Annotated in this window: 30 protein-coding genes and 1 tRNA gene; 29 read left to right on the forward strand and 2 right to left on the reverse strand. The window is 58.0% G+C overall.

Annotated elements, in window-relative coordinates:
* The first annotated feature begins 31 nt into the window (after window positions 1–31).
* From AC2GXZ_RS13455 to AC2GXZ_RS13525, 15 genes are all read left to right on the forward strand, one after another.
* On the forward strand, window positions 32–277 hold the full coding sequence (locus tag AC2GXZ_RS13455) for a hypothetical protein (RefSeq protein ID WP_483759673.1): 246 nt from the start codon (window positions 32–34) through the stop codon (window positions 275–277).
* Window positions 274–519 carry a hypothetical protein gene (locus tag AC2GXZ_RS13460; protein WP_483759674.1) on the forward strand — a complete coding sequence of 82 codons (246 nt, stop codon included), beginning with the start codon at window positions 274–276 and terminating at the stop codon, window positions 517–519. The genes AC2GXZ_RS13455 and AC2GXZ_RS13460 overlap by 4 nt, the downstream gene beginning before the upstream one ends.
* 33 nt (window positions 520–552) lie before the next feature.
* Window positions 553–1104, forward strand: coding sequence for a DUF6362 family protein (locus tag AC2GXZ_RS13465; RefSeq protein WP_483759675.1), 552 nt, complete (start codon window positions 553–555; stop codon window positions 1102–1104).
* An 884-nt stretch (window positions 1105–1988) separates the two neighbouring features.
* Window positions 1989–2064 (forward strand) — tRNA-Thr (locus tag AC2GXZ_RS13470).
* 560 nt (window positions 2065–2624) lie between these two features.
* Window positions 2625–2921 carry a DUF5681 domain-containing protein gene (locus AC2GXZ_RS13475; protein ID WP_483759676.1) on the forward strand — a complete coding sequence of 99 codons (297 nt, stop codon included), beginning with the start codon at window positions 2625–2627 and terminating at the stop codon, window positions 2919–2921.
* Complete coding sequence (locus AC2GXZ_RS13480) at window positions 2885–4339, forward strand: PBSX family phage terminase large subunit (RefSeq protein ID WP_483759677.1); 1455 nt, start codon at window positions 2885–2887, stop codon at window positions 4337–4339. Before AC2GXZ_RS13475 ends, AC2GXZ_RS13480 begins: the two co-directional genes overlap by 37 nt.
* A gap of 16 nt (window positions 4340–4355) precedes the next feature.
* Window positions 4356–5741, forward strand: a complete 1386-nt coding sequence (locus AC2GXZ_RS13485; RefSeq protein WP_483759678.1) for an anti-CBASS protein Acb1 family protein — start codon at window positions 4356–4358, stop codon at window positions 5739–5741.
* Between the two features lie 333 nt (window positions 5742–6074).
* Window positions 6075–6410: an HNH endonuclease gene (locus AC2GXZ_RS13490; protein ID WP_483759679.1), complete on the forward strand. Its 336-nt coding sequence runs from the start codon at window positions 6075–6077 to the stop codon at window positions 6408–6410.
* 88 nt (window positions 6411–6498) lie between these two features.
* Window positions 6499–6696 carry a hypothetical protein gene (locus tag AC2GXZ_RS13495; protein WP_483759680.1) on the forward strand — a complete coding sequence of 66 codons (198 nt, stop codon included), beginning with the start codon at window positions 6499–6501 and terminating at the stop codon, window positions 6694–6696.
* Window positions 6693–7817: a hypothetical protein gene (locus AC2GXZ_RS13500; protein ID WP_483759681.1), complete on the forward strand. Its 1125-nt coding sequence runs from the start codon at window positions 6693–6695 to the stop codon at window positions 7815–7817. The genes AC2GXZ_RS13495 and AC2GXZ_RS13500 overlap by 4 nt, the downstream gene beginning before the upstream one ends.
* A 1-nt stretch (window position 7818) precedes the next feature.
* On the forward strand, window positions 7819–8265 hold the full coding sequence (locus AC2GXZ_RS13505) for a hypothetical protein (RefSeq protein ID WP_483759682.1): 447 nt from the start codon (window positions 7819–7821) through the stop codon (window positions 8263–8265).
* 12 nt (window positions 8266–8277) lie between these two features.
* A complete protein-coding gene (locus AC2GXZ_RS13510; RefSeq protein ID WP_483759683.1) occupies window positions 8278–9312 on the forward strand; it encodes a major capsid protein in 1035 nt (344 codons plus the stop codon).
* A 52-nt stretch (window positions 9313–9364) separates the two neighbouring features.
* Entirely contained in the window at window positions 9365–9694 is a 330-nt protein-coding gene (locus tag AC2GXZ_RS13515; protein WP_483759684.1) for a hypothetical protein, read from the forward strand.
* 36 nt (window positions 9695–9730) lie between these two features.
* Window positions 9731–11224, forward strand: a complete 1494-nt coding sequence (locus tag AC2GXZ_RS13520; protein ID WP_483759685.1) for a hypothetical protein — start codon at window positions 9731–9733, stop codon at window positions 11222–11224.
* Between the two features lie 405 nt (window positions 11225–11629).
* The gene (locus AC2GXZ_RS13525; RefSeq protein ID WP_483759686.1) at window positions 11630–12136 is read left to right on the forward strand and encodes a DnaT-like ssDNA-binding protein; all 507 of its coding nucleotides are present in this window, start codon (window positions 11630–11632) and stop codon (window positions 12134–12136) included.
* 6 nt (window positions 12137–12142) lie between these two features.
* Here the strand turns inward: AC2GXZ_RS13525 and AC2GXZ_RS13530 are convergent, their stop codons facing one another.
* Complete coding sequence (locus AC2GXZ_RS13530; RefSeq protein WP_483759687.1) at window positions 12143–12340, reverse strand: hypothetical protein; 198 nt, start codon at window positions 12338–12340, stop codon at window positions 12143–12145.
* A 44-nt stretch (window positions 12341–12384) separates the two neighbouring features.
* Between AC2GXZ_RS13530 and AC2GXZ_RS13535 the strand changes: the two genes are divergently transcribed.
* The 13 genes from AC2GXZ_RS13535 (at window position 12385) to AC2GXZ_RS13595 (ending at window position 19467) form a co-directional block, all read left to right on the forward strand.
* The gene (locus AC2GXZ_RS13535) at window positions 12385–12747 is read left to right on the forward strand and encodes a hypothetical protein (RefSeq protein WP_483759688.1); all 363 of its coding nucleotides are present in this window, start codon (window positions 12385–12387) and stop codon (window positions 12745–12747) included.
* 39 nt (window positions 12748–12786) lie between these two features.
* Window positions 12787–13260, forward strand: coding sequence for a hypothetical protein (locus AC2GXZ_RS13540; RefSeq protein WP_483759689.1), 474 nt, complete (start codon window positions 12787–12789; stop codon window positions 13258–13260).
* Window positions 13261–13332: 72 nt separating this feature from the next.
* Window positions 13333–13506 (forward strand): hypothetical protein, encoded by a 174-nt coding sequence (locus tag AC2GXZ_RS13545; protein WP_483759690.1) that lies wholly within the window; start codon window positions 13333–13335, stop codon window positions 13504–13506.
* Complete coding sequence (locus AC2GXZ_RS13550; protein WP_483759691.1) at window positions 13503–13733, forward strand: twin-arginine translocation signal domain-containing protein; 231 nt, start codon at window positions 13503–13505, stop codon at window positions 13731–13733. The genes AC2GXZ_RS13545 and AC2GXZ_RS13550 overlap by 4 nt, the downstream gene beginning before the upstream one ends.
* Window positions 13733–14785: a head morphogenesis protein gene (locus tag AC2GXZ_RS13555; protein WP_483759692.1), complete on the forward strand. Its 1053-nt coding sequence runs from the start codon at window positions 13733–13735 to the stop codon at window positions 14783–14785. The genes AC2GXZ_RS13550 and AC2GXZ_RS13555 overlap by 1 nt, the downstream gene beginning before the upstream one ends.
* On the forward strand, window positions 14785–15255 hold the full coding sequence (locus AC2GXZ_RS13560) for a hypothetical protein (RefSeq protein ID WP_483759693.1): 471 nt from the start codon (window positions 14785–14787) through the stop codon (window positions 15253–15255). The genes AC2GXZ_RS13555 and AC2GXZ_RS13560 overlap by 1 nt, the downstream gene beginning before the upstream one ends.
* A 170-nt stretch (window positions 15256–15425) precedes the next feature.
* Window positions 15426–15857, forward strand: a complete 432-nt coding sequence (locus AC2GXZ_RS13565; RefSeq protein ID WP_483759694.1) for a phage tail terminator-like protein — start codon at window positions 15426–15428, stop codon at window positions 15855–15857.
* 59 nt (window positions 15858–15916) lie between these two features.
* Window positions 15917–16648: a hypothetical protein gene (locus tag AC2GXZ_RS13570; RefSeq protein ID WP_483759695.1), complete on the forward strand. Its 732-nt coding sequence runs from the start codon at window positions 15917–15919 to the stop codon at window positions 16646–16648.
* A gap of 13 nt (window positions 16649–16661) precedes the next feature.
* Entirely contained in the window at window positions 16662–17084 is a 423-nt protein-coding gene (locus tag AC2GXZ_RS13575) for a hypothetical protein (RefSeq protein ID WP_483759696.1), read from the forward strand.
* Between the two features lie 20 nt (window positions 17085–17104).
* Complete coding sequence (locus AC2GXZ_RS13580) at window positions 17105–17431, forward strand: phage tail assembly chaperone (protein WP_483759697.1); 327 nt, start codon at window positions 17105–17107, stop codon at window positions 17429–17431.
* 299 nt (window positions 17432–17730) lie between these two features.
* Complete coding sequence (locus AC2GXZ_RS13585) at window positions 17731–18141, forward strand: hypothetical protein (protein ID WP_483759698.1); 411 nt, start codon at window positions 17731–17733, stop codon at window positions 18139–18141.
* A 148-nt stretch (window positions 18142–18289) separates the two neighbouring features.
* The gene (locus AC2GXZ_RS13590; protein ID WP_483759699.1) at window positions 18290–18952 is read left to right on the forward strand and encodes a hypothetical protein; all 663 of its coding nucleotides are present in this window, start codon (window positions 18290–18292) and stop codon (window positions 18950–18952) included.
* Window positions 18949–19467 carry a hypothetical protein gene (locus AC2GXZ_RS13595; RefSeq protein WP_483759700.1) on the forward strand — a complete coding sequence of 173 codons (519 nt, stop codon included), beginning with the start codon at window positions 18949–18951 and terminating at the stop codon, window positions 19465–19467. Before AC2GXZ_RS13590 ends, AC2GXZ_RS13595 begins: the two co-directional genes overlap by 4 nt.
* Before the next feature lie 239 nt (window positions 19468–19706).
* On the opposite strand, the gene AC2GXZ_RS13600 is transcribed toward AC2GXZ_RS13595, so the two are convergent.
* Window positions 19707–20297 (reverse strand): YbjQ family protein, encoded by a 591-nt coding sequence (locus AC2GXZ_RS13600; protein WP_483759701.1) that lies wholly within the window; start codon window positions 20295–20297, stop codon window positions 19707–19709.
* Here AC2GXZ_RS13600 and AC2GXZ_RS13605 point away from each other — a divergent pair.
* Window positions 20290–23457: a hypothetical protein gene (locus tag AC2GXZ_RS13605; RefSeq protein WP_483759702.1), complete on the forward strand. Its 3168-nt coding sequence runs from the start codon at window positions 20290–20292 to the stop codon at window positions 23455–23457. The genes AC2GXZ_RS13600 and AC2GXZ_RS13605 overlap by 8 nt on opposite strands.
* The last annotated feature ends 1 nt before the right edge of the window (window position 23458 follow it).

Consider the following 23458-nt stretch of genomic DNA (forward strand, 5'->3'; position numbering starts at 1 on the left):
CGCACATCAACTCCGCCGTGGATGGTGGGCCATGGTTCGCTTCGCCAAGGACAGCCACCCCAAGCCGATCATGGGGGAGGGCGGGGCTCCGGTCGTGTTCGATACCGAGATCGATGCGCTTCGGGCCGTCAACAAGAACCTGTTGCAATACCTCAATTTCCCGATCGTCGGAGGTGAGGTGGAGACGGGATCAACAGCGGCACGCGCAAAGGCTGAACGCCTGTTCCTCGGTGGCGGCCGTGTCGTCGAGGTCGAGCGGATGGAGGCGGCGCGATGACGAGGGAAGAACGGAAAGAACAGCTTCGGGTCGCGGCAACCAAGCTCATCACGGATAACAGTTTCTGGGGCGAGGCCTACTACCTGCGCCAGCGCCTCATCGAATACTACAACATGAGGCTTTCCTCGGACACCCTGAAAACTTGGATGCAAGAGCTTGCCGACGAGGGCCACTTCGTCAGGAGCAAATATCCCCACGGCGGGCAGGGCTACACCTGGTCGCTACCAGAACCACAGGCATAACCGAGCAGGCGGCTCGAATACGAGGGAAAGAGAATGGCGAAGATCAGACAGAAACGAGCGAAGAAACCGAAGGGCCTACCGCCGCCGGGGTGCATGGTCTTGCCGGAAGACGACGCGACCATTCGAGTGACGGCGAAGCACAGGCTCAATCCGCAGCCGCCGCGCAGGCCAGCGCCGCGGATCACGAAGGGTGAGCGTGTCTCCCGCACTGATGTTACCGAAAGGCTCATGCGGGCGCTGAAGACGCTGCGCGCGCTGCCGGATCGGGAGAAACGGTTCTTTGTGCAGAAGTCGTCATCCCCCGACTATGTGCGGGAATACATGGACGCCTACGACCCCGACAACGACTATGGACCGCGCTTCCATCCGACGCCGGCTGATGTATCTGACTGCCTCACGGCTCTGTCCTGGATCAGGCATCTCGATAAGTCGGCATGGCAGATCGTGTGGTGGCGATCCTTCGATATTTCGTTCGGCCTCATCGGCAAACGGATAGGCCGAAGCGATGAAACCGCCCGCCGCCGGTTCGAGGATGTCATCACTGATGCTTGGATAGCAGTGAATAATCCTAGAAAAGTGGCATGATGCATAACAAAATGGTTGGCAAACGTGGCAATATGTGGCCTATTCGCCTATAAGATCAGGTGATTTGCACGTTCACCAAAATCAGGCGGCTTAGGTCGCCTTTTTGATTCCCGCGATCCGGGACACCCAAGCCCGGCGCGAAGCCTGCTGCTTCCGGCTTTCAGCAGAGCGTGACCAAAGAAGTCGGCGCGCACGTCGCTTCCACGAAGGACACAAGCGCGACAATTCGAGGCAAGGCCTCAACGGAAACAGAACCCGCCACGCCTCTCCATGGAAGCGCACCCCGGCGGGTCATTCATCGGGGAACTGGAAAGGCTAGTCACCTTTTGGCCATGCTAGACTGGCGTGGTTAGTACCCGGAAAAATCCAAATCGTTCGGGAGCACGTTTGTGCGCGAGGCTCGAAAGAGCTTCCCCGGCGTCCAATCGGGGCTTGGAATACGCCGGTTCGATCCCGGCACGCTACCTGCGGGTGGCGTTAGCTTATGGTGGCCAAGAGCGCCAAGCAGCAGCGAGGCCAGCCTTCACGGCGTTTCTAGAGCGCTATGGTGGGCAACTCGTCCCCGTATCAAATCCCGTAGGGGATAGGGCGCCTGATCAGCGCCATCACTGAGGTAGTCTCCGGGCGGTCAAGCTCTCTGCCTCGAGAAAGAAATGAGAGTGGCCCGCCGGTTAAGGCCTCAGTAGGATCCGGCATCAGTTCCCAGCGCCTGTACCCACCCAGGCTAACCTTCGTACCGTCTCCGGCAATCCGGGCGTAAGGGACACGACAGCCGGCAGGCAACGGCGCTCCAACAGGAGGCCACAAGCCTGATAGCGAGGCGCGGAACGGGTCAACTAACCGGTCTACGGCACGGAGTGGGGAAGCCCCAGCCTCGAAGTTTCGCTGGCATAGCTCAGATGGTAGAGCGCCGTCTTTGTAATTAGGATGTCGCGGGTTCAATTCCTGCTGCCAGTTCCACCACCCACCCCGTCGTCAGGATGTCTCCTGCCGGCGGGTTTATTGATTCAACCCAGCAGAAAGGAAAGAGCATGCGCAAGCTTCGAAGTCTCCTCTGCGCTGGCCTTGCCATGATGGCGATGGGGCAATAGGATTGGCGGTTTGTCTCGCGTTTTGGTAGAAACGGATATGGAAAATCGCTTCTACGTCTACGAGCTTTCAGACCCAAGGGACGGCGTCACGTTCTATGTCGGTAAGGGGTGTGGAAACCGCGCCAACCAGCATGTTGCCGACGAATTCGTTTCTATGGTTTCCGTAAGCTGACGAATATCCAGCCCGGCACGTTGACAGCCATAGACCGCTCTAAGGTCGAGGCGCAGATCGACCTGTCTAGGCTCAAGCCGCACGATGAATGGATGAGAGAAAAGCCAAGGTCGCTGTTTGAAGTCGATCTCGCCGTTAAGGTGAGGGCCGAGATAGCCCACATTGCCCTCCATGGGCAGGTGACTGAGGTCACCATCAACAAATATGGCGTTCGGTTCCGCTAAGCTGGAACTTGAATAACAATCAAGGAAATCAAGATGGCCCACGGCGGCAAGCGTGAAGGCGCCGGCCGGAAGACTGGTGCTGTCAGCCAGGCGAAAATGGATCTGGCTGAGATGGCGAAGGATCACGCTGAAGCGGCGCTGAATGTTTTGGTCGAGATCGCCCAGACGGGAGAGAGCGAAGGCGCGAGGGTTTCCGCCGCTAACGCTATCCTTGACCGAGCCTACGGCAAGCCACCTCAGGCATTGGACCATAAATCGAGCGACGGCAGCATGAGCCCAACGGATCCGAGGACATGGCGAGAGGTTCTGCGCAGCGAAAAGAAGAGCTGAACGCCTCAACACCGCTTACCAACCCCGCGCTCTATGACTTTTGGGAAGGCGTCTTCTTCGGTGAGAATGACATCGCTGTCCTGCACGGCGGCCGGTCGAGTTCGAAGACGAGAGACACCGCCTGCCAGTTGGTGCGGCTGGTCGACCACGTCGGCGTCAGGATGCGGGTCCTCTGCATCCGTCGCTTCCAGAACCGAATTCAGGAGTCGGTCTACACCGAACTGAAATGGGCGATTGCTCATCTCGGTCTGACAGACGCCTACGAAGTCCAGAAGACCACGATCATCCACCGGGCGACCGGATCGGAGTTCATATTCTACGGCATTGAGCGAAACCTTGAGGATATCAAGGGAACGTCGGATGTCGATATCCTCTGGGTCGAGGAAGCGGAGAAGCTGACCGAAGATCAATGGGTGGTCATCGGCCCCACGATCCGCAAGGAAGACAGCCTGGCCATTCTCCTCTTCAACCCGAAGATGGTCACCGACTACGTCTGGAAAGACTTCGTCGTCAACACGCCGCCGCACTGCATCGTGCACCAGATAAATTATACGGAGAACCCGTTCCTTTCCGAGAAGGCCAAGCGCGATATAGCAGCTATGCAGGCCCGCGACCCGGAGATGTTCGAACACATCTATGGCGGCGTGCCTCTCGGAGACAGCGAGCTATCGATCTTCAAGCGCCGGTGGCTCGATGCCTGTGTCGATGCCCACAAGGTTCTCAAGATCGAACTGACCGGCCGAAACATCATCGGCTTCGACCCTGCCGACGATGGCGAGGACAAGAGCGCGACGGCCGACAAGATTGAGGGCGTCTTCACAGATGCCGAAGACTGGTCATCCGGCAAGGATCAGCTTGTCCAGAACGCCAAGCGGGTGTGGGCCAAGGCCAAGAATGCAGGCGCGACTGTCTCATACGACACGATCGGCGTCGGCGCCTTTGTCGGTGGCTATATCGATGAACAGAACGACGAGCATAAGGCCAGCGTTGAGCATTTCGCTTTCCATGCCGGGGGCAGTGTCATGGACCCGGATGAACCTAGCGACACGATGAACAACAACAGCCCGCTCAACAAGAATGAATATCTGAACCTGAAGGCGCAGGCATGGGCCAACACGGCACGCCGCGCCATGCTGACGTTCAATGCCGTGACCAGAGGCCAGCCAATCAGGCCCGAGGATGTCCTCTCGTTCTCGTCCTCGATCGGCAAGGACAAGTTGGATGCGCTCTTCACCGAGCTTTGCGTTCCATGGTGGGTTGAGACTGAGGGCAAGAAGCGCGTCGTGCCAAAGCTCAAGCTCAAGAAGGACTTGGGCGTGAAGTCTCACAATCTGGCTGACGCTGTGATTGCCGCCGACAACGTGAATATCGAGGCTGGCCCGTCCGTCGCCATGTTCCTTCGCAAGAAGCATCGCTAATGAATGGGAAGACCCGATGAACAATGTCGTTCGGCTCGCCAACTATGCGCAGCGCAGCCTCGGCGCGATGTTCCCCGGCTTCTTCCCCGGCTCATCGCCGAAGCATGACCACTATAAAGACTTCGGCTACCCGGAGGCGTTGAGCTTCGACAAGCTCTACCGCATGTACACCCGCAACGGCATAGCGGCTGCTGGCGTGGACAAGACGGTGCGCAAGACATGGCAGGACAATCCATTCCTGCTGGAGCAGGAGCGCGACGGCTCGCAGAAAGGAACCGCCAAGGAAACGAAACTTGAGGGCGAGATCCGCCAACGCTTCGATGATCTGCGTCTCTGGGCTCGCCTTGCCGAAGCAGACCGCATGTCGATGGTCGGGGCCTATGCGGGCGTCATTCTGCGGTTTGCCGACGGACTGCAGTTCAACCAGCCGGTTGGGAAGGTGAGTTCCGGTCTTGATGGCCTGGTCGAGATCATACCGGCATGGCAAGGCCAGCTCACCGTATCGGAGTGGGACAATGACGAGCGGTCCGAAACTTACGGCCTGCCGAAGATGTTCCAGTTTCAGGAAGCTGCGGCAGACAAGACGAAGCAGAACCCGCGCAACATCACCATCCACCCAGATCGGGTGCTAATCTGGTCAAAGGATGGCTCGGTCAACGGGTCATCGGCTCTTGAGCCTGGCTACAACTCACTCGTGGATATGGAAAAGGTGAGGGGCGCTGGGGGAGAGGGCTTCTGGAAGAACGCCAAGGCTGCACCTGTCCTTGAGATGGATAAGGATGCCAAGCCTGACCAGATGGCTAAGGCCATGGGGGTGAAGGTCGAAGAATTGGCCGACAAGATGAACGATCAGGTGGCGGATTATAACGCCGGCTTCGATCAGCTTCTCATGCTCATGGGCATCACGGCTAAGCCATTGGCGGTCAACCTGCCATCGCCGGAGCATTTCTATTCTATCGCCCTGCAGGATTTTGCTGCCTCGATCAACATGCCGGTGAAGATCCTCGTCGGCATGCAGACCGGAGAGCGCGCCAGCCAAGAAGACGCTGACGAGTGGGCGCAGACGAACATGTCGCGCCGCGCCAATCAGACCATACCGAGCGTGATGGATCTCGTGAAGCGGTTGGAGCGCGTCGGTATCCTGCCCGAAAAGGACTGGCATCTCGATTGGGCCGATCTGACGGAAGCATCGATGTCGGAGAAGGTTGACCGCGCCGACAAGATGGCCGGCGTCAATCAGAAGATGGGCAACTCGACCTACGTCTTCACCGACGACGAGATCCGCGGTGCGGTTGGCTATGAGCCGCTGAGCGATGCGGAAAAATATAGGGATGAACTGTCCGAGGAAGAATCAGAGGCCACTATCGGAGGTGGCAAAACACCTAAATCTATGCCAGATTAAGGCGAGCCGAGAAAGGATTGCCGTCCCGCCCCGGCTCTAACCAAGCCAACACGGATGAGGTGTCAGATGGCTACAAACTTCAAACCATGTTCTGTCGATGGATGCAACCGAAACGCTCACTGGACCGCCAAGGGAGCCAACGGGTGGTGCGGCGCGCACTATTTCAGATGGAGAAAGCATGGCGATCCGCTGGCGGGAAGAACAGCGGTCGGGTCTGCCTCGAACTGGATAGAGAATGTAGCGCTTTCTCACTCTGGCGATGATTGCTTGGCATGGCCGTTCGGGCGGACCCCGAGAGGATATGGTCAGGTCCACATCGGCGGACGGAATCAGATGGCCCATAGGGTCGTTTGTGCGGCTGCTCACGGATCTCCGCCTTCGGAAGATCATCATGCAGCCCATTCCTGCGGCAAAGGCGAAGAGGGTTGCGTTAGTCCGAAACACCTGAGATGGGCAACCGCATCTGAGAACCAGATGGACAGGATTGATCACGGAACAAGCAACCGAGGCGAAGCGAGCGGGCACTCGTATCTGACCGAGGCGCAGGTGCTGGACATCAAGCGAATGTCCAAAACGATGAAACCCGCAGAGATACAGGCGATAACCGGCGTAGATAGGCGCAGGGTTAGCGCGATAGCGAAAGGCTCAACGTGGGCTTGGCTCAAATGAGCCATCCATTTCTACAGCAGAAGAGCGGCCCTCGCGGGTCGCTTTTTTGTTGAGCGAAACGCCGCCGACCGAAGAGGAATAACCCCACATGAAAATCAAGGTACGCGGCGAGTGGATCGACGCCGAACGAGAACCTGTGGTCATCAGCCTAAACGATCGAGAACTCGAGCAGGTGAATGGCATCCCACGTGATGATGGGGACGATCGGCCTCGCCTTTACGCTCAGTTCCCAGACGGTTGGGGCGATGCAGACGCCATGCGAGCATACATGGAGATCGCCCAATGACTCAGGTGCGTGTGAACGTCAGGACACTGGCGAACGTGAAGGCTGTCCGCAAGGAAAAGCGGAACGGGCGTGATCTGGTCATCGTCCCATCGGTGACCCTTCCCGACAATATCGTCATGAACGGGATCAAGTATCCTGCCGATGAGATCGAGAAGAGCTTCATGTCTCTCAATCGGACCCCGGCGCCGCTTGGCCACCCTCTCGTCAATGGCAAGTTCGTGTCTGCCAGAGACCCGGAAGGCCTGAACATCGGTTACATCGGGGCGTGGAACGAAAATGTACGCCGTGAGGGTGGCCGTGTCCTGCTGGACAAGGTGATCGACGTGGAGGTTGCCAACCGTTCTGAAGGCGGCAAGGCAGTGCTCGCAGCAATCGAGGCAGGTGGCCCGATCCACACCTCCACTGGCCTGCTTGCCACCATGGAAGCAGTCAACGGCGCCGACCACAAGAAGATCGCCCGTAACATGGTCTTCGACCACGACTGCATCCTGCTGAACGAGGATGGCGCGGCTACTCCTGATCAGGGAGTCGGCATGCTGGTGAACGCCAAGGGCGAGACTGAAGAAATCGAGGTCATCAATTCCGCACTGACGGATTCCGCTGACCAGGAGATCGATTGGGCCGGCACGCGCCTCGTCGAAGCTCTCATGCGCCGACAGAACGTCAGCGTCTGGGAGAAAGTGAAATCCGCAATCATGGACGCCATCGGCTCCGGGCGGGAACCCTCAACCAACACAAAGGAAGACGATATGACGACTGTTACAAAGGAACAGTTCGATACGCTTTCCGCTGAGGTCAAAACCCTCTCGGAAGGTATCGGCAAAACGGTTGCCGAAGCCGTCGCAAACGCGGTCAAGACCGAAATCAAGCCGCTCACTGACGCGCACGCAGCCATGGTCGCCAACCAGAAGGCCAAGGACGACGCCGAGCATGCCGAGCTGGTGACGAAGATCGTCAACGCCAAGGTGCTCGACGAAGCCACGGCCAAGGCAACTCCGCTTGCCACGCTGCGCGCTCTCGCCCCGCAGACCGAGAAGAAGACAGCCGCCGCGTTGAACTCCGCTTTCAAGGGTGGCAGCGAAGACAAGGACGGCTTCAAGCTTCCGAAGGGAGACAAGTAAGATGGCTCGCTACAACAAGATCTATGGCGGTCCCGTCCAAGAGACCATGCCTCAGGTGCATGAAGCGATCTGCGATACCGCAGTGCTTCCCGGTACCGGCGTCGTCCGCACAGCCGGCAAGTTCGTGCCTGCCGTTGCTGCCTCCAAGGGACGTCTCTTCATCGTGCAGGACGACTACCTGGCCTTGAAGGACGTGGATACGGCATGGCCGGCCGGCGATCGCATCATCGGCATGGAACTGCTCGATGAGATGCTGTTCCGCGGCCGCGTGCCGACAGGCACCAGCATCACTCAGGATGCCCCCCTGTCGTTCAATGCGGCTGGCAAGCTGATCCCGGCAACCACCGGCACCTTCGTCGTCGCGTTCGCGAACGAGACCTACAACAACACCTCTGGTGCAGACCAGCTTGTCAGCGTTCGCGCGGCTCGCGGCTACACCTTCGCATAAGGAGCGACCGACATGCGCTATTTCGACGAAGAGCTTGTCGCGAACTCCGCGGCGCACGCAATGTGGTGGGGCGATCTTACCGCCAACCGCGAATGGTTCCACCGGGTTGAGGGGCAGCTTTCCGAGGTCATGAACGCTTCGGCGGTTCTGCCTCGCGATGCTTGGCTCGATCTGGACGGCATCACCCGCCGCGTCATGCGTGCTGACGAAGGTCAGGTATGGATGGCCGACCTGATGCCGCTGGCGAAGACTGTCAACATCGGCAAGATCGTCCACCTGAACCGCGTATCCGGCGATGCCGGCGCGGTTACCCGGTCGATTTCCGGGCAGGTTCCGGTCGGTCTCGATAAGGTCGCCTACGACTATCGTGGTACGCCCGTTCCGATCTTCCAGTCCGGCTATGGCCGTGAATGGCGGGAATGGAACAGCCTGCAGTCCGAGAACTTCGACGCTGTGTCCGACGATCAGGAAGCCATTACGGCCAAGATCCGCCGCGACAACGCGCTGTATGTTCTCAACGGCGATGCCACCATCGTATTCCAGGGATACACCGGCTACGGCATCAAGACCTCGCCTTATTCTAAGTCGATCAACATCGGACCATCGGGCAACAACATCGACCTGACCACGGCAACGTGGGCTCAGCTCGATGCGTTCTTCAATGGCCCGTTCGGCGCCATGCTCGATGCCAACTATGTCGTAGGGAAGGTCAACCTGTATGTCTCCCCGGAGATCATGCGAAACCTCGATCAGCAGATCAACCCGTCGGCAGGCTCCACTCTCGGCACCCGCCTTGAGCAGATCCTGAAGAACCGCCGCATCAACAAGATCGAAGTCTCCTTCGAATTGTCGGGCAACCAGTTCTTCGGTTTCGTCCCATCGGCTGAATACATCCGCCCGCTGATCGGTATGGCCACCAATACGACTGCTATGCCGCGCCAGATGCCAACGGCGAACTATCAGTTCCTGGTCATGAACGCGATGGGCATCGAGATCAGGGCCGACATCAACGGCCGCTCCGGCGTCTTCTACAGCGTCAGCACCTGATTGACCGCCTCGCCTTAATGGCGGGGCCTCACCCTCTCGCAGGAGAAAACCCATGCGTATCAAAATCATCGCGCCTTATAAGGGCGCAACCACGTCTGGCCTGTACGGCAAGCCATCGGACGAAAATCCGAGTGGTGAAATCCCAATCGGGACTGAGATTGAAGTGGCAAAAGAGCCCCTGGACTGGAAAGGCCGGTACGAGGTTCTTTCGTCTTCCGCCGCACCCGGTTATGCCGTGAAGAAGAAGGATAGCGGTTGGTACGTCATCACCAAGGATGGCGAGGAAGTCACCAAGAACTTCCGCGAAAGCGAACTCGAAGGCTTCGACGAGATGTCCGACGAGGACAAGACCGCATTCGTCGAACTGCACGCCAAAGACTGACCCTCCCAACCCCACCAGAGCGACAAGGAAAACCCGATGGCTCTTTCTCCGGTACAAGTTGCCGCCCTGGTGGGCGCAGGCGTCATCTCAACACAGGGCGGTGGGGTGCTGCCGCTTTCTTCTGATGGTCGCGTAGTCGCGTGGTGGGACTGGCGAGACGTTGCCGATGGTGCCGTTGCATCGCTGTTGAGCCGGAACGCTCAGCCCCAGGATGCTGCACAGGCAACGACTGCCAATCAGCCAGTTCGAAGCTCTGCGGGCTTGCTTTTCAACGGCACGTCCAGCGCCCTTACGGTCAGCCGTGTTAGGGCAAAGGCTTTGTCTTCGACGCTGTTGCCGGATGGCTCCGGTGGCGTCCCCGGTGCTGGTTTCACTTGCACCGGTCTCGACAAAACTGCTGATGGGATTTGGCTTGTTGGCAATGACGGCAGGACCAACGAAGCTGACCTGACGCCAGAGGCATCTATTGTCTTGCTCAACGCTTCTCTCGGGAAGGTTGGGGAAATTCTACTGATCCCGCTTTACGGGGCAAGCGTCACTATTCAGGGTGTTGCCTACGACGAAAGTGACAATACCATCTGGTTCGCCGATCCTGGCAACAACAAGGTTCGGCATCTGACCCGTGCGGGTGTGGCGATCACAGCCGATGAGATGACCCTGTCATATGCGCCCAATGGTCTCGCACGGTGGCCTTCGTCGGATTGCTTGTTGGTCGGCGCGGCGGACAGCGCGACACTCATCGAACAGCGATCGTGCACAGACGGATCGCTGGTGTCGAGCCGCAACATCGGCATGTCTGGTCGCGATCAGTTCTGGTTTGATGATGAATATGACGTCCTCGCTATCTCTGCTGGACTGAACGGCACAGAGGGCATCGTCTACTATTACTCTTGGGACCAACAGAACACGATCGGCTCGCGTATCATTACGGGTGCCGACGCGATCGAAGGCATATCGGTCGTGAAGGGAGCCCCGTGGAAGCTCAACACTGTCAATGACGCGGGCTTCCACGCTCAGCCTTCGGCTAAGAACGCCATGCTAGTCCACGAAACCGCGCCAGCTTACTCGACGAAGATCGTTCTGTTCTGGGTTGGCAAGGGTGTATCTGTAACCGCTTCATCGGCAAAAGGCTTGCTCAGCGTGCAAGACCCGGTCGTCGGGCAGGGTGTGGCGCTGGTCACCTACTCACCCACAGAGGCGCGCGTCATTGCCAATACGACCCCGACTGGCACGACAAAGCAGGTGACAGGAGCCGCAACAGGTCTCACGCTGACGAATGAGACCCGCATTATCGCGGAGATTGATACGGTTGCCGATACCATGAAAATGTGGGTCGATGGCGTACTCAAAAGCACGACGGACTGCTCGTTACTTGATCCGCTTCTGGCGACTGGCGGTCAAATCGATATCGGGCGCATCCCTTCCGGCTCGCGTTGGTCCAACAACTACACCAAGTTGGCTGGCGTGATCGCAGGAACGATGGATATCGCCGCGCTGGACGCTTTCCTTGCCGCCCGGCAAGCGGGCTGACCCCACCGCCCTGACATCATTTGCGGGGTGTCAAGTCATCCGCCTGATCATGCCGATGATGCGGTCGGTATCCTCGGTGCTTTGGTGCGCAAGCATCAGGTTGTCGACAAGTTCGCCAAGCGCGGCAAGGGCTTCCACCCTAGTCCATCCTGCCGCAACAGCAGTTGCGATAAGTTCTATCGTCGCGTTCTCCATGGCCTCTTGGCAGGATATCAGCCTATCGGGATGGTCATCTGCGATTGTCGGCGGTGTAATTTCCATGTCGCTTAAATAAGGCGACTGACTTGATAAGCAACATGCCATTTATTTGGAGGCCGTCATGGCTGTATCCACCACGCAAGTCGCGGTCCTCATAGCCGTGGGCGTCATCAAGCCTCCGGGCCAGAACTGAACGGATAATCGAAGATGGCTGGATACGGTGATGATGCAGGCTTCACGGCCTGGCTGAACGATAATGGGTACACGCTACCGAACGACCCGGGCACGCCGTCGGCCGCAGTTCTCCGCAACCGTGGCAGCAACTACATCGATGCGGTCTACGGGGCTCGGTTCCTCGGCTCTGTCGTAGATGCAGGGCAGGAACGTCAGTGGCCGCGCGAGGGCGCGATTGTCAACGGTAAGCTGATGTCGTCGACTGTTGTGCCTGCTGCCATCATCAACGCCTCGTATCAGGCTGCATGGCAGGAAGCGAGCGAGCCGGGAAGCCTGTCGGTGGTCGGATCGGCTTCCAGCGCCGTGAAGCGCGAGAAAGTCGGGCAGATCGAGGTCGAATATCAGGCCGCGGCATCCGATGGCACTGCCGCCAGCATCACGCCGCTGATCTCGATCGTCGACGGCATGCTGGCTCCGTTCCTCAAGGATGAGGATCTGCAGTGCTTCGGGATATGGTCTATCGGTGGTCGCTGTAAATAGGGAAGGTCAAGGCTCGAGCTTCTGTAGTTCTGCCTTGACTGACTCCCAAGCATAATCTGGCAACTGAAGCGCTGACCATACGTTCATCATAACATCGACCTTCGAAAGATCGATGCCGACGACTTGATCGTCGATCTTCAGCCCGTATTTTGCAGCGCCATTCGCCGGGTTGATGCCTGTCTGCTTAACGTCAATGTTTGTCATGCTGCCCTCCTTTGGCTGGCAACGATTAAGGCCGAATCGAAACCATGGCAAACCCGCTCTACGCCCGCCTGCAGGCCACAGCAAACCGCCTGATCACCAAATACGGCCAAGCAGGCACTGTGACGCGCAGCACGCCTCCTGACCCGAACGAAGGCGGCGATCCGGTAGAAACCGCATACCCGGCTAAGCTCGTGCCAATGGCATATCAGGCCCGCGAGATCGACGGCACGGTTATCCTCGTGGGTGACGTGCAGCTCTACATTTCGGCTATCGGTCTGGCGATCACGCCGACGCCCGGGGACTACACCAGCGTCAACGGCAAGACCTACCGCATCATCAACTCTGATCCCAACCTGTATGACGGGGCAACGCCTGTCGTTCATATTTGTCAGGCGAGGATTGCATGAGCAGCACGCGATGGTATTATTCGGGCGAAGGAGAATGCCATGAGCGACGTCGTTAAGGATATCTCGCCTGCTGAGAATGAGCGCGATCCAGAAATTGGCGTGAGCGGCTGGGAGCGAATAGCCGAAGGCGACTTTGATGTTCTTGGCTACTACTCAATCAGCATTTACAAGAAAGGCGATCTGTACGCACTTTCCATTGGTGATGCGTCTGGCACTGAGGCCCGATTTATACCGAAAGGTCTGGCAGATGCACTACTGACCGATCTTGTGAAGCCGACACCATTTCTGGTGCAGTCCTGCAGTCGAGACGAATCGGATTCTGATAGTTTGGCATGGACAGAGGTTTCTCTTGACCGGCCAGCAATTGAGCCAATCAAAGGCGTGATTACCGTGCAGGAGGAAATTCAAGTAATTGGCGCTCCGCCACGGAGAGAGATCAAGCTAACTGGCGACGGGTATGCTTACGGTGGCCGGTCGGACGAAGACGGAAAAGCTACGCTTCGTCTGATGTAACACCAGCACAATTACAGTAATCAAAGGGCTCGCTTTGGCGGGCCTTTTTCGTTCCCACAGGAAGGAAATCACATGGCACACGCTCTGCTCTCGAAAGACTACGCCGGCAACAAGGCAGGCACCCTTCTCAAGGACATCACCGACCGCGAGGTCAATACCATCGAGCGACTGGGTCTCGGCGCTGAGGTCAAGGACGAACCCGCCAAGGCTGATGCCAAGGGCAAGGGCGAGAAGGTGGCGGAATGAACCGGCGCGGCTTTCTCAGCGCATTGGCGCTTGCACCGGTTGCGGCGGTCGTCGCGCCAGCAGTCAAACCCGCATTCGCCTCCGGTGGCGGAATTCAGTCACGCCAGTATATCATGGGGGAGAGAGGTCCAGAACTCATCATCCCAAAGCATCTTACGCCTTCGAAGGATCTCATCAGGACCATCATGGAAGTCGAAGGCCGTCGTGACAGGATGCTCCGCGCCTAATGGCAACGCTTCGCCAGCAGTTACAGGAGCTGATCAACAGGCTTTCTCCCGAAATGGAGAAGGCATTCCAGGAGGCTATATCGGAGGTGAAATCCGAAATAGTCATCAAGGAAGTGGTCGAGCGGCTGGAGCGGCAGGATATCGAGGGGGCGATCGAGGCGCTGCATATCCAGCCAAGCGCGTTCAGGTCGATCGGTGAGGCGATACGACAGGCATTCAATGCCGGCGGATCTCTGGTCGCCAAAGCGATGCCAAAGCTGGCTGATTTCATTGGCGCCCGCGTCGTCTGGCGCTGGGATGTGAGCAATCAAAGGGCAGAGGCGAATATTCGTGACCTCTCTTCCAAGCTAATCACCAATGTCAGCGAGGGAGTAATAGAGGCAGCCCGCACGACGATCGTCTCCGGGTACTCGCAAGGGCAAGGCCCAAACAGCATAGCTCTTGACCTCGTAGGCAGGAAGTCTGCCGTTACCGGGCAGCGCGAAGGCGGCGTGATCGGTCTCAATGGCCCGCAAGCCGAACTGATGGCGCGAACCCGGATCAATCTGCTGTCAGGCGACCCGGCGCTGATGAAGAGATATCTGGACCTCAAGACGCGAGATAAGAGGTTCGATGGTGCGGTTCGCAAGGCGATCGCAACCGACAAGCCGCTGGATAAGGATACAGCCGAAAAGCTGCTGATGAAGCTTAGAGATCGCAATCTAAGACTTCGAGGTCAGACGATTGCAAGAACGGAGACGCTGACCTCAGTTATGTCAGCCAAGCACGAAGCTTACCTTCAGGGGCTGGATGCTGCGGGAAGAGACGAAAACCTCGTCACCCGCACATGGCGCAATTCTGGAAAGAAGACATCTCGTGACACGCACCAGCATCTCAACGGTCAAACAGTGCGCGGCATGACGCAGCCGTTTGTCTCTCGATCTGGCGCGATGATGTGCTTCCCGGGTGATACTTCTCTCGGAGCGCCTGCATCGGAAATCGTGAACTGCGAGTGCGATCAAGACTACGTCTTCAATTTCGGCGAGGCCTTTGCTCGATCGAGGGGGCGTTGATGGCCGGCTTTGCTGCATCCATCTCTGAATGGGCTCAACAGACCGAAGGCGCCCTCGAAGCTATCTTTCACGGCTCTGCGCAAACTGTCTTCGTCGAGGTTCGGACCTCGGTCGAGAATGGCGGCAGGATGCCAGTGAAAACAGGCAATCTTCGCCGCTCGTTCATGGCATCGACCGCAGAAATGCCGTCGATCAAGCAGGGTAAGCAAGACTTCACCGATGTGTCCGCGGCTTCGGAGCTGGTCATCGCTGGCGCAGAACTTGGTTCTACGGTCTACATCGGGGCTCAGGCCGCTTACGCCGCTCGCATGAATTACGGTTTCGTTGGCGAGGACGCGCTTGGGCGAACATACAATCAGGCCGGATACGGGTTCATCGAGTCAGTTTCGCAGAGATGGCCGCAGATCGTGGCCGCGGAAGAAGCTAAGGTTCGAACTCGTTTCGAAGGCGGTCCTCAGTCTTCGACATGATGATGAGGGCTTGCTGAAGCACCTCAAGATTGCGGATCGCAGCGCCTAGAACAGATTGGCCTTCGACCGTCAGCACAGTTTTGTTCAGCATTGATGACATGGCCGCGTGTAGCAGGTCGTGGACTTCCATATCGCTGAGCGGTTTATCGGCCATAGGAGAGGCATACAGCATGGCCGATACCCATGAAAAGCTGATTTATCAGGCGCTCCTCGCTGGTGTTCAGGCAATCGAGCTGCCGACTGGATGGGAGAAAGCAATCCCGGGTGTGGCATACACCCCGACCACGACAAGCCGGTTCGTCTCATTCGAGATCCATTTCAATCAAGGCATAGAGACAGACCTGTCCCTGCAGATGGACCCGATCCGACAGGGATTCGTCCGTTGCAACGTCATGCTGCCGAAGGGCAGGTCGGTCGTGGATGCCTACGAGATCGCCGGTCAGGTCCGCGCGGCGTTCAGGCGTGGCACCAAGCTTTACATGGGCTCTCTGCAAGTCCGGTTCGACGAAGATCCCGCGCTGGCCAACCTCATGACCAGCGATACCCACTATCAGGTGCCTGTGACGGCATTCTGGAAGTCATACCCACAAGTTCCGGCCTGATTGGCCTGCCGTTCTGCGCCTTCGGCAAGCGCAATCAGCCACCTCAAAAGGAGAAGACCATGCAGCTCTATCCCGTTGCTGGATCGAAAATCTATATCGGCCCGGCGGTGACCTCGGTGCCTGACGACGAAGACATGACGGAGGCACTGTTCGCGTCCACCGTCTGGACAGAGATCGACGGATGGCAGACCATGGGCGCCATTGGTGACAGCAAGACGCTCATCACCGAATCCGCCATCAACCGCGGTCGCGACATCAAGGCTGGCGGCACGAAGAACGCTGGCTCGATGCAGAATCAGTTCTTGATCCTGCCCGATGATGATGGTCAGATCGCGCTCATCGCTGCCGAGAACACCTCGTTCAACTATCCGTTCCGCATCATCCACGACGATGCGCCGCCGGCTCTTTCGTCTGTCGTTACCATGACGATCGCCGCTCCTGGCGTCATCACATGGACCGGCCACACTCTGGCCGTCGGCGATCGCGTCAAGTTCAGCACGACCGGCGCTCTCCCGACCGGCATCGTCGCAGGCACGACCTACTTCGTCGCCTCTACCGCCACGAACACGTTCAGCGTCTCAGCAACGCCCGGCGGTGCGGCAATCACCACGACCGGCACACAAAGCGGCGTCCATACCGCGGCAACGGTCCCGAATGGCTCGACTAAGCTCTTCTATGCCATCGTCATGGGATCCCCTGAGCAGGGCGGCGGCGCCAACACGGCCCGTATCGTTTCAACGACGCTGGAAATCAACTCCGCCATCCTCCGCATCCCGGCCGCTGCCGCGTAACTTTCGGTGATCCATGAGTGAGAAAGAAATAATCTTCATCGACCTGTCGCTGCTGGACGAAAACCTTCGGCTGCAGGAAGACGGCATCTCGGTCGAGATCGTAGGCCCGACGAACAAATCGACTGGCCTGATCATCGATATCTTCGGCCCTGACAGCACCGTCGCGGCGAAAGCTTCGGCGGAACTCGCCAAGCTCATCGAGCAGGAGGCGGCAGCCGAGAACAATGCCGACATCGACAGCCCGGAGGCGCAGCGTAAGCGGCAAATCCTCTATCTGGCGAAGATCACCAAGGGTTGGAACAAGCCGCCAATGGTCGACGGCAAGCAGTTGAGCTTTTCGGAAGAGAATGCCGTCCGGCTCTATACCAAGTACCCGATCATCGAAAACCAGATCCGGTTCAAGGCTGACCGCCGGGGATCTTTTATCGCAAGCTGATCGTCCGGCTCGAAAGGGCCTTGCGCGACCAGCTCAACGACAAGAAGCCTCGCATACCCGTAGCCGGGCGCCACGTTTGGGGGTGGTTCTGGAGTCTGGACCGGACCCGCGAGGGCACCGGCTACGGGATCAACCCGCTACAGCCAGCGCAAATGCAGGCTTGGTTCAGGATGAGGGGCATTGCCCCTCTCTCATGGCATCTCGATGCAATCGAGCGAATGGATGCCATTCGAATGAAGACCTATTTCGAAAAGCGGGACGAAAGCAGCAAGGCGGACAAGGATCAGGTTTCTTCACGTCCTCTGACCTCCCGCCTGTTCGATGCTTTATTCCCCGTAAAGAGGTGAGATCTCTAGGTAGCCGTGGGTGATCAACCAGTCGCGAAGAATGAAGCGCAGGGCCTCGGACTGGTTTGTGACCGGGACGTCGGCATCTCGGAGAACTTTGTCGACGGCGTCAGTCAACTTCGGTGACATGCGAACGCTGACATGCGGCTGCTTTCCAGTAGCCGGTCGGCCTCTCTTTTTAGGTGTTACATTTAATGTTGACGACATTATTTATGTGTGCCATAAAAGTCGGGCCGGAACAAGAGGCGGCAACCTCTCACCGGCCCTAACCGAAACGAAGATCACTGGAGGATCATCGAATGGCTGGCTTCGCCATACCTCTTTCCGCGCTTTTTAGCGACCCCTTTGTTGCGTCTGCTTTCCACCGCGCGGAGCGCGACAACGGTTCGGCGGTTGTCGCTTTATCGCCGACGGGTCCATCTCTGGATGGCGGCATGTCCGAACAGCGGGAAATGCTTGAACAATATGTCGATCGCCTCATCGCTGCGCTTGATGCCATGGATGGAGACGTTGACCTTGAAGACGGAGCAGACGATGAGCCGTCAATCCTATCCTCATCCAGGATGGGGCACAGTGGGGTCGAGGAAGATCTCGAACTAGACGATTCTGCTGATGAATACAGCCTCGGATGGGCAAACCCCCTGGGGCTTCGGGTCCAGATACCAGAAGAAAAACGAATGATGATGTCTGGCGTCGACGCGTTCGAATAGCCGGTATCGCATCAAACCGAAATCCCCAAATTCCTCGCCGCCAATGAGGATGTAACGCGAACACCAGCTTCATAGGCCCCGGTGTTCGTGAAAGCGAACCCCTGTGCGTTACCGGGCTTGGCGGGCCGGGCGCCTATGGAGAACCATCATGGCCATCGCCAAAAAGGAAGAAGTAGGAATAACTCTGCCGCGTCTCGATCTGCGGCTCATGGAAGTCACTGTCATGGGCGACAGCCCGTTGATCGTTCACGCTTGGTCGGCAAAGGCTAAGCGTGAAATGCTCGACAAGCAGATGAAGAAGGCAAAGCCGGCCAAGGAGGCGAAAGACCCTAAGGCCGATTTCGAAAGTTCGCTCTACCGCCTCGGCGACGGTTTTGGTTTCCCGTCAATCGGCTTCAAGGCTGCGGCTGTCACGGCCTGCACGTCCGTTGCCGGGATCACGAAGGTTGCCGCCCGTCAAGCCTTTCACATCCTTGGCGAGGATATCGACGTGAACGGCGCCTTTGAAGGAACCAAGGCTCGCGTCAACCTCGTCCGCATCGAGGGTGGCCAGCCTTCAATGCGCGAGGATATGGTGCGCGTCGGCATGGGCACTGCTGATCTTCGGTATCGCGGTGAATTCGCTGACTGGCACGCCAAGCTTCTGGTTCGGTTCAACGCCAACGTCTTGTCGGAGGAGCAGCTCCTCAACATCATCAACGTCGCCGGCTTTGCGGTCGGCGTGGGTGAGTGGCGCCCCGAGAAGGACGGCATGAGCGGCATGTTTCACGTCGCCGACGAAAGCGACATGAAGAAACTGGAGGCTGCGTGATGCGGATCGCGGGTTTTGAATTTGCCGATGGCGCCCGCTTCCAGGCTGGCGCAAACGCTGACGCAAACCTTGTCGGCAACCATATCGAGATGCTGCGCAAGAAGTTCAAAGGCGAACTGACACCGCAAGACATCCTCGATGATGCCCGCAACAACAATTCGCCGCTGCATTCCTTTTTCGAATGGGATGACAGCGCGGCGGCCGAACATTACCGGCTGCAGCAGGCGAGGGGACTGATAAGGGCTGTCGTTGCGATCTACACGCAGCCGGAAAAGCCGGCGGTGAGGACAAGGGCATATGTCCATGTTCCTGAACCATCAGCCCCGCATTATCGCGAGGCGTCGCATGCCATGTCGCAAACCAAGACCAGAAAGTTGGTCTTGGACCGCGCGATGAACGAACTGAAGGCGTGGCGCTCTCGGTATCGGGATCTCGAAGAGTTTGCGTCCTTTATTGAGATCATCGACAAGATCGATGCGAACTTCCCCCGATCACTCCAGAAGATCGGGGACTAAGTGCGGAGCCGGATGCCCGTCCGGCTGGCAGGGATCATGGTAGGGCAGGCGAGGCTAGGTACGGCTTGGCGAGGCTTGTTGCGGTGAGGTGCGTTTCGGCAGGCACGGCGCGGCTAGGCAAGTTCAGGTCTGGCGAGCTGCGGTTCTCTCTGGCTGGCGAGGCTAGGCGAGTTCTGGCACGTTTTGGCTCGGTCTGGCTGGTTAATTTATCTGAAAAAGCTCGCTTCGGCGGGCTTTTTCTATGGGTACAACTTTACGGCAGTACCTGTCGTGGCGACAAACAGAATGCTTCCACCAGACCCGCCAGAAGTGCTGACTTGATTATAATCGATATCGATTGATACCACCGCATCAGCTCCGACAAGGAAAGCTTCGCGCTTAAGTTCTCTCATCGCTATCTCGCGCGCGTCTTTGATCATCTTTTGAACTGAACCACTTCGGCCACCTAGCGTGTCCACCCAATTGTTCGCGATATCGCGGAAAACGTTCATGCCAACGGCGGCTTCTGCTCCAATAATAGAGATGATGGAGCTCACTTCACGTCCAGGAACACCAAGTCCGGTGGTCAAAATCACATGAGCGGATTTTTCATCCAAAATTCGAGGTGAGACGCCTGCAGTAAGCCCAGCGTCCACCAGCCGACGTTCTTTATCATCCTCGTCACGCTTTATGCGGTCTTGCGCCTCATCCCGACAAGGACGGCACATACCGTCTCTCAATTCAATTAGGCCGAACCGGCCGTTGCAAACTTTACATGTTGGCATCGTTGATCCTCGCGAAACATCGCGAAGATAGCTGCCACTTCCATCAAAGGTAAAGCCCTTGACCATCGCAAAGCTCGGCTATGAGATAGATAGCTCGCCTATGGCGGCTGCGACCGAAAGCCATGAGAAATTCGTCTCTTCAGGTGCGAAGGTCGAGCAAGCGGCTAGCCGCATTAGCGGCGCAGCAACGCGTGCTCAGCGAGGCTTTGCCGATCTCAACCCGGCGTTGGACAAAATCATTGGCTCGCTCGGTCGTCTCGAAGGTATCGCAACCTCGATCGACAAACGCCTCGACATGATGTCCTCAGCGGCTACTCGTGCTGCGAAAGCGAACGGTGTTCTCGACCAATCGGCCGTAGAAGCCAGCGCTTCGTACAAGCAGTTGGAAGCAAGCTTGAATGCTGTAACGGCAGCTCAAAAGAAGGCTGACGCAGCACAAGCTGGCTCACTGGCAATGATCCAAAAGCAAAAAGACGCGATTGCGCAGTTGAACGCCGAGATGGCGAAACTGCGCAATAATCCGATGCATGGCCAACCCAGCAACCCGGGACGCCCGGCACCAGCGAACAGCAACTTCCAGACATCAAACGTTGCTGCTCAGTTGTTTGATACGTTCTCGACGGCTCCGTTTATGAGCCCAACCACTGTTGGCCTCCAGCAGGGACCACAGCTTGCACAGGCGTTCGCCGGCCAGTCAGGGAAGCAGGCATTAACAGGCCTAGCCGCCGGCTTCGCAGCTATTCTGAGCCCGGTCTCGCTCGCTGCGATTGGTCTCACCACAGCCGCAGCCGCAGCCATTCAGTTCGGATCGGGCTTGATATCGGCTGCCACCCAGACAGTGAAGTTGGATGATGCACTTGAACGCCACGATGCTTTGCTTAAGCGGATCGATGATCGCTATGGGTCGCTGACGGAAAAGGCTCGCGGGTTCGCGATCGAAAGTGCAAGCGTTCTGGGATACCAATCTTCTTCTGACAGCCGCGCTCTCAGAAAGGCGACTAGCCAAGCTCAGTATGATTTGTTCGACCAGACCGGCTCCGTCTTGAGCCGCGTGCGTGGCGGCACGGACGGTGGCAACGATATCTCTGTGGACAGCGCTTATAGGCCGATCGAGGATGCGTTGCGCCGCCTTCGGGCCGAAGCGAAAAAGGGCAAGCCAGATTTCGATGCTTTCTACAAGAGCCTTGATCAAGCTGCCGATCTCGATTTGAAGTTTGCCAAAAAGGCAGATGACCTAGCGCCCTTCGTAGAGAAGTTTCGTCAAGGTACACTGGCGATCCAAGAGCGGGATCGCATCGAAAGAGCGATCTTCAATGATCGAGGTCCGGGCGATAATGGAAGATTGCTGTCGCAGGGGCCGTCGTCGCGGGCCGATCAAGCCAACCTGACGCTGTTCGAATCGCAGCAGCGCGTTGCAGCCCAGCGCCAGCGTCAGAGCTTCGATGCGCAGGTAACAGGCATCAATTCACGGTCGCCACAGGAACGCGCAGCCGCCGCGCGTGCTTCCGCAGCCGCTCAGTATAACAATGATGAGACCGCGCCTCAGCGCCGCACCCGAATAGAGCAGGCTGGCTTGCTAGCTTTGGCGCAGGCTGAAAAGCAGCTTTCTGACGCCCGTCGTGATCGGGCGATGAACCTTGACAAGACCTTGCAGGATCAGCAGTCGGAAATCGACCTGATCGGCAAGACCGGCGGCGCTGCCGCTGCCCTCCGCAAAGAATATGAGTTGAGCAGCGCTTTGCGTCTCGACGCTGCTCGTCAGGGCATCGATGTCGACCAGAAGGAACTCGATCTCATCCACCAGCGGGCTGAGGCCCTTGGCCAGCTTACCGACCAATACAATCAGGCTCGGTTCAGTTTCGAGATGGGGCAGCAGTCATCTGACGCGCGCCTTTCGCCTCGCGATCGGCAGATCACCACCACGCTTCGCCAGTATGGCCTGCCCGAAGATCTCGGCGGCGCCAATGCCCAGCGGATCGGCCAGCAGTATGACTGGCAGCAGGCGAAAGACATGGCCAAGGGTTTTGGCTCGGCTTTCAGCAATGAGCTTGTCTCCGGGAGCCATGACATCGGGAAATCGTTCCTGAAGGGCTTCCAGTCGTCGTTTGAGAACGAAGCCAACAAGCTGTGGGAGAAATTCTTCGACGGCTTCGGCAATCTGTTTGCGGATTGGCTCACCGGCAAGTCTGGATCTGGCTCGGGTGGCATCGTCAGTTCTATCGCTTCAGCGATCGGCGGAAAGGCTGCGAACGATAACTCTGCGGGCGCGTTCTCGGGCCTTGGTAAAGTCGCATCTGTCGCGAGGTCTTCCATCCCGAATGTGTCGGCGACCGGGGATATCGCGTCTTACATCCGAGACGCAGCGGTAAAGCGGGGTATCGACCCGAATACCGCCCTCAAGGTTGCTCAGTCCGAAGGCGGCTTGAATAGCTGGAACCTGCAATCCAGCTTCGTTAAGAACGGCGTGCGCGAGCAGTCATACGGCCCGTTCCAGCTCTATAAGGGTGGCGGTCTCGGCAACTCGTTCATGGATAAGACCGGTCTCGACCCGGCTCTCGCTGCCAATGGACCGGCCGCAACCGACTTCGCCCTCGATCATGCCGCAAAGAACGGCTGGGGTGCTTGGTACGGGGCTGCAAAGGTTGGCGTCGGCAAGTGGGACGGCATAGGAACCGGTGGTGGAGCCACAGCGACTGATGCGGTCAATAAACTGGCGGATGCGGCTGGATCGGCAACCAAGGGCCTCGATACGTTCGGCGGCGGTCTCGGCAAGATCGGAGAGGGTCTGTCGACGAGCTTCTTCCCGTCTGCGCCATCGTCTCCATCGGGGGGTGGCGGTGGTGGGTTGTTTTCGTGGATCGGCGGTCTCTTCGGGCCGAACCTTTCTAAGTATCAGGGTCTAACCGGTCTCTTCGCTGATGGAACGAACTATGCACCGGGCGGCATGGCGATCGTTGGCGAGAAGGGGCCGGAGCTGGTCAACCTTCCTCAAGGCTCGCAGGTCTTCGACACGAACCGTAGCGCCCGCATGATGGGCGGCAGTGGCGGCGGTGGTGGCAATCAAAGGCCACAACTGCACGTCAACGTCTATGGCGGCAGTGGCGACGATCATATCCGTGAACTGTCCAGGCAGGGCGCTCAAGAAGCCATTCACCAGTACAACGATCAGCAGATCAACGGTGGCTTTGGCGACAACCAGAAGCAATACACATCGCGGGTGGCTTAAG

It is taken from the genome of Aliirhizobium sp. YIM B11859, assembly GCF_057163345.1.

Bases quoted from the DNA above. Each gene is read 5' to 3' on its own strand.
- AC2GXZ_RS13455 (WP_483759673.1), top strand. From the start codon at position 32: ATGGTTCGCTTCGCCAAGGACAGCCACCCCAAGCCGATCATGGGGGAG.
- AC2GXZ_RS13460 (WP_483759674.1), top strand. From the start codon at position 274: ATGACGAGGGAAGAACGGAAAGAACAGCTTCGGGTCGCGGCAACCAAG.
- AC2GXZ_RS13465 (WP_483759675.1), top strand. From the start codon at position 553: ATGGCGAAGATCAGACAGAAACGAGCGAAGAAACCGAAGGGCCTACCG.
- AC2GXZ_RS13475 (WP_483759676.1), top strand. From the start codon at position 2,625: ATGGCCCACGGCGGCAAGCGTGAAGGCGCCGGCCGGAAGACTGGTGCT.
- AC2GXZ_RS13480 (WP_483759677.1), top strand. From the start codon at position 2,885: ATGGCGAGAGGTTCTGCGCAGCGAAAAGAAGAGCTGAACGCCTCAACA.
- AC2GXZ_RS13485 (WP_483759678.1), top strand. From the start codon at position 4,356: ATGAACAATGTCGTTCGGCTCGCCAACTATGCGCAGCGCAGCCTCGGC.
- AC2GXZ_RS13490 (WP_483759679.1), top strand. From the start codon at position 6,075: ATGGCCCATAGGGTCGTTTGTGCGGCTGCTCACGGATCTCCGCCTTCG.
- AC2GXZ_RS13495 (WP_483759680.1), top strand. From the start codon at position 6,499: ATGAAAATCAAGGTACGCGGCGAGTGGATCGACGCCGAACGAGAACCT.
- AC2GXZ_RS13500 (WP_483759681.1), top strand. From the start codon at position 6,693: ATGACTCAGGTGCGTGTGAACGTCAGGACACTGGCGAACGTGAAGGCT.
- AC2GXZ_RS13505 (WP_483759682.1), top strand. From the start codon at position 7,819: ATGGCTCGCTACAACAAGATCTATGGCGGTCCCGTCCAAGAGACCATG.
- AC2GXZ_RS13510 (WP_483759683.1), top strand. From the start codon at position 8,278: ATGCGCTATTTCGACGAAGAGCTTGTCGCGAACTCCGCGGCGCACGCA.
- AC2GXZ_RS13515 (WP_483759684.1), top strand. From the start codon at position 9,365: ATGCGTATCAAAATCATCGCGCCTTATAAGGGCGCAACCACGTCTGGC.
- AC2GXZ_RS13520 (WP_483759685.1), top strand. From the start codon at position 9,731: ATGGCTCTTTCTCCGGTACAAGTTGCCGCCCTGGTGGGCGCAGGCGTC.
- AC2GXZ_RS13525 (WP_483759686.1), top strand. From the start codon at position 11,630: ATGGCTGGATACGGTGATGATGCAGGCTTCACGGCCTGGCTGAACGAT.
- AC2GXZ_RS13530 (WP_483759687.1), bottom strand. From the start codon at position 12,340: ATGACAAACATTGACGTTAAGCAGACAGGCATCAACCCGGCGAATGGC.
- AC2GXZ_RS13535 (WP_483759688.1), top strand. From the start codon at position 12,385: ATGGCAAACCCGCTCTACGCCCGCCTGCAGGCCACAGCAAACCGCCTG.
- AC2GXZ_RS13540 (WP_483759689.1), top strand. From the start codon at position 12,787: ATGAGCGACGTCGTTAAGGATATCTCGCCTGCTGAGAATGAGCGCGAT.
- AC2GXZ_RS13545 (WP_483759690.1), top strand. From the start codon at position 13,333: ATGGCACACGCTCTGCTCTCGAAAGACTACGCCGGCAACAAGGCAGGC.
- AC2GXZ_RS13550 (WP_483759691.1), top strand. From the start codon at position 13,503: ATGAACCGGCGCGGCTTTCTCAGCGCATTGGCGCTTGCACCGGTTGCG.
- AC2GXZ_RS13555 (WP_483759692.1), top strand. From the start codon at position 13,733: ATGGCAACGCTTCGCCAGCAGTTACAGGAGCTGATCAACAGGCTTTCT.
- AC2GXZ_RS13560 (WP_483759693.1), top strand. From the start codon at position 14,785: ATGGCCGGCTTTGCTGCATCCATCTCTGAATGGGCTCAACAGACCGAA.
- AC2GXZ_RS13565 (WP_483759694.1), top strand. From the start codon at position 15,426: ATGGCCGATACCCATGAAAAGCTGATTTATCAGGCGCTCCTCGCTGGT.
- AC2GXZ_RS13570 (WP_483759695.1), top strand. From the start codon at position 15,917: ATGCAGCTCTATCCCGTTGCTGGATCGAAAATCTATATCGGCCCGGCG.
- AC2GXZ_RS13575 (WP_483759696.1), top strand. From the start codon at position 16,662: ATGAGTGAGAAAGAAATAATCTTCATCGACCTGTCGCTGCTGGACGAA.
- AC2GXZ_RS13585 (WP_483759698.1), top strand. From the start codon at position 17,731: ATGGCTGGCTTCGCCATACCTCTTTCCGCGCTTTTTAGCGACCCCTTT.
- AC2GXZ_RS13590 (WP_483759699.1), top strand. From the start codon at position 18,290: ATGGCCATCGCCAAAAAGGAAGAAGTAGGAATAACTCTGCCGCGTCTC.
- AC2GXZ_RS13600 (WP_483759701.1), bottom strand. From the start codon at position 20,297: ATGGTCAAGGGCTTTACCTTTGATGGAAGTGGCAGCTATCTTCGCGAT.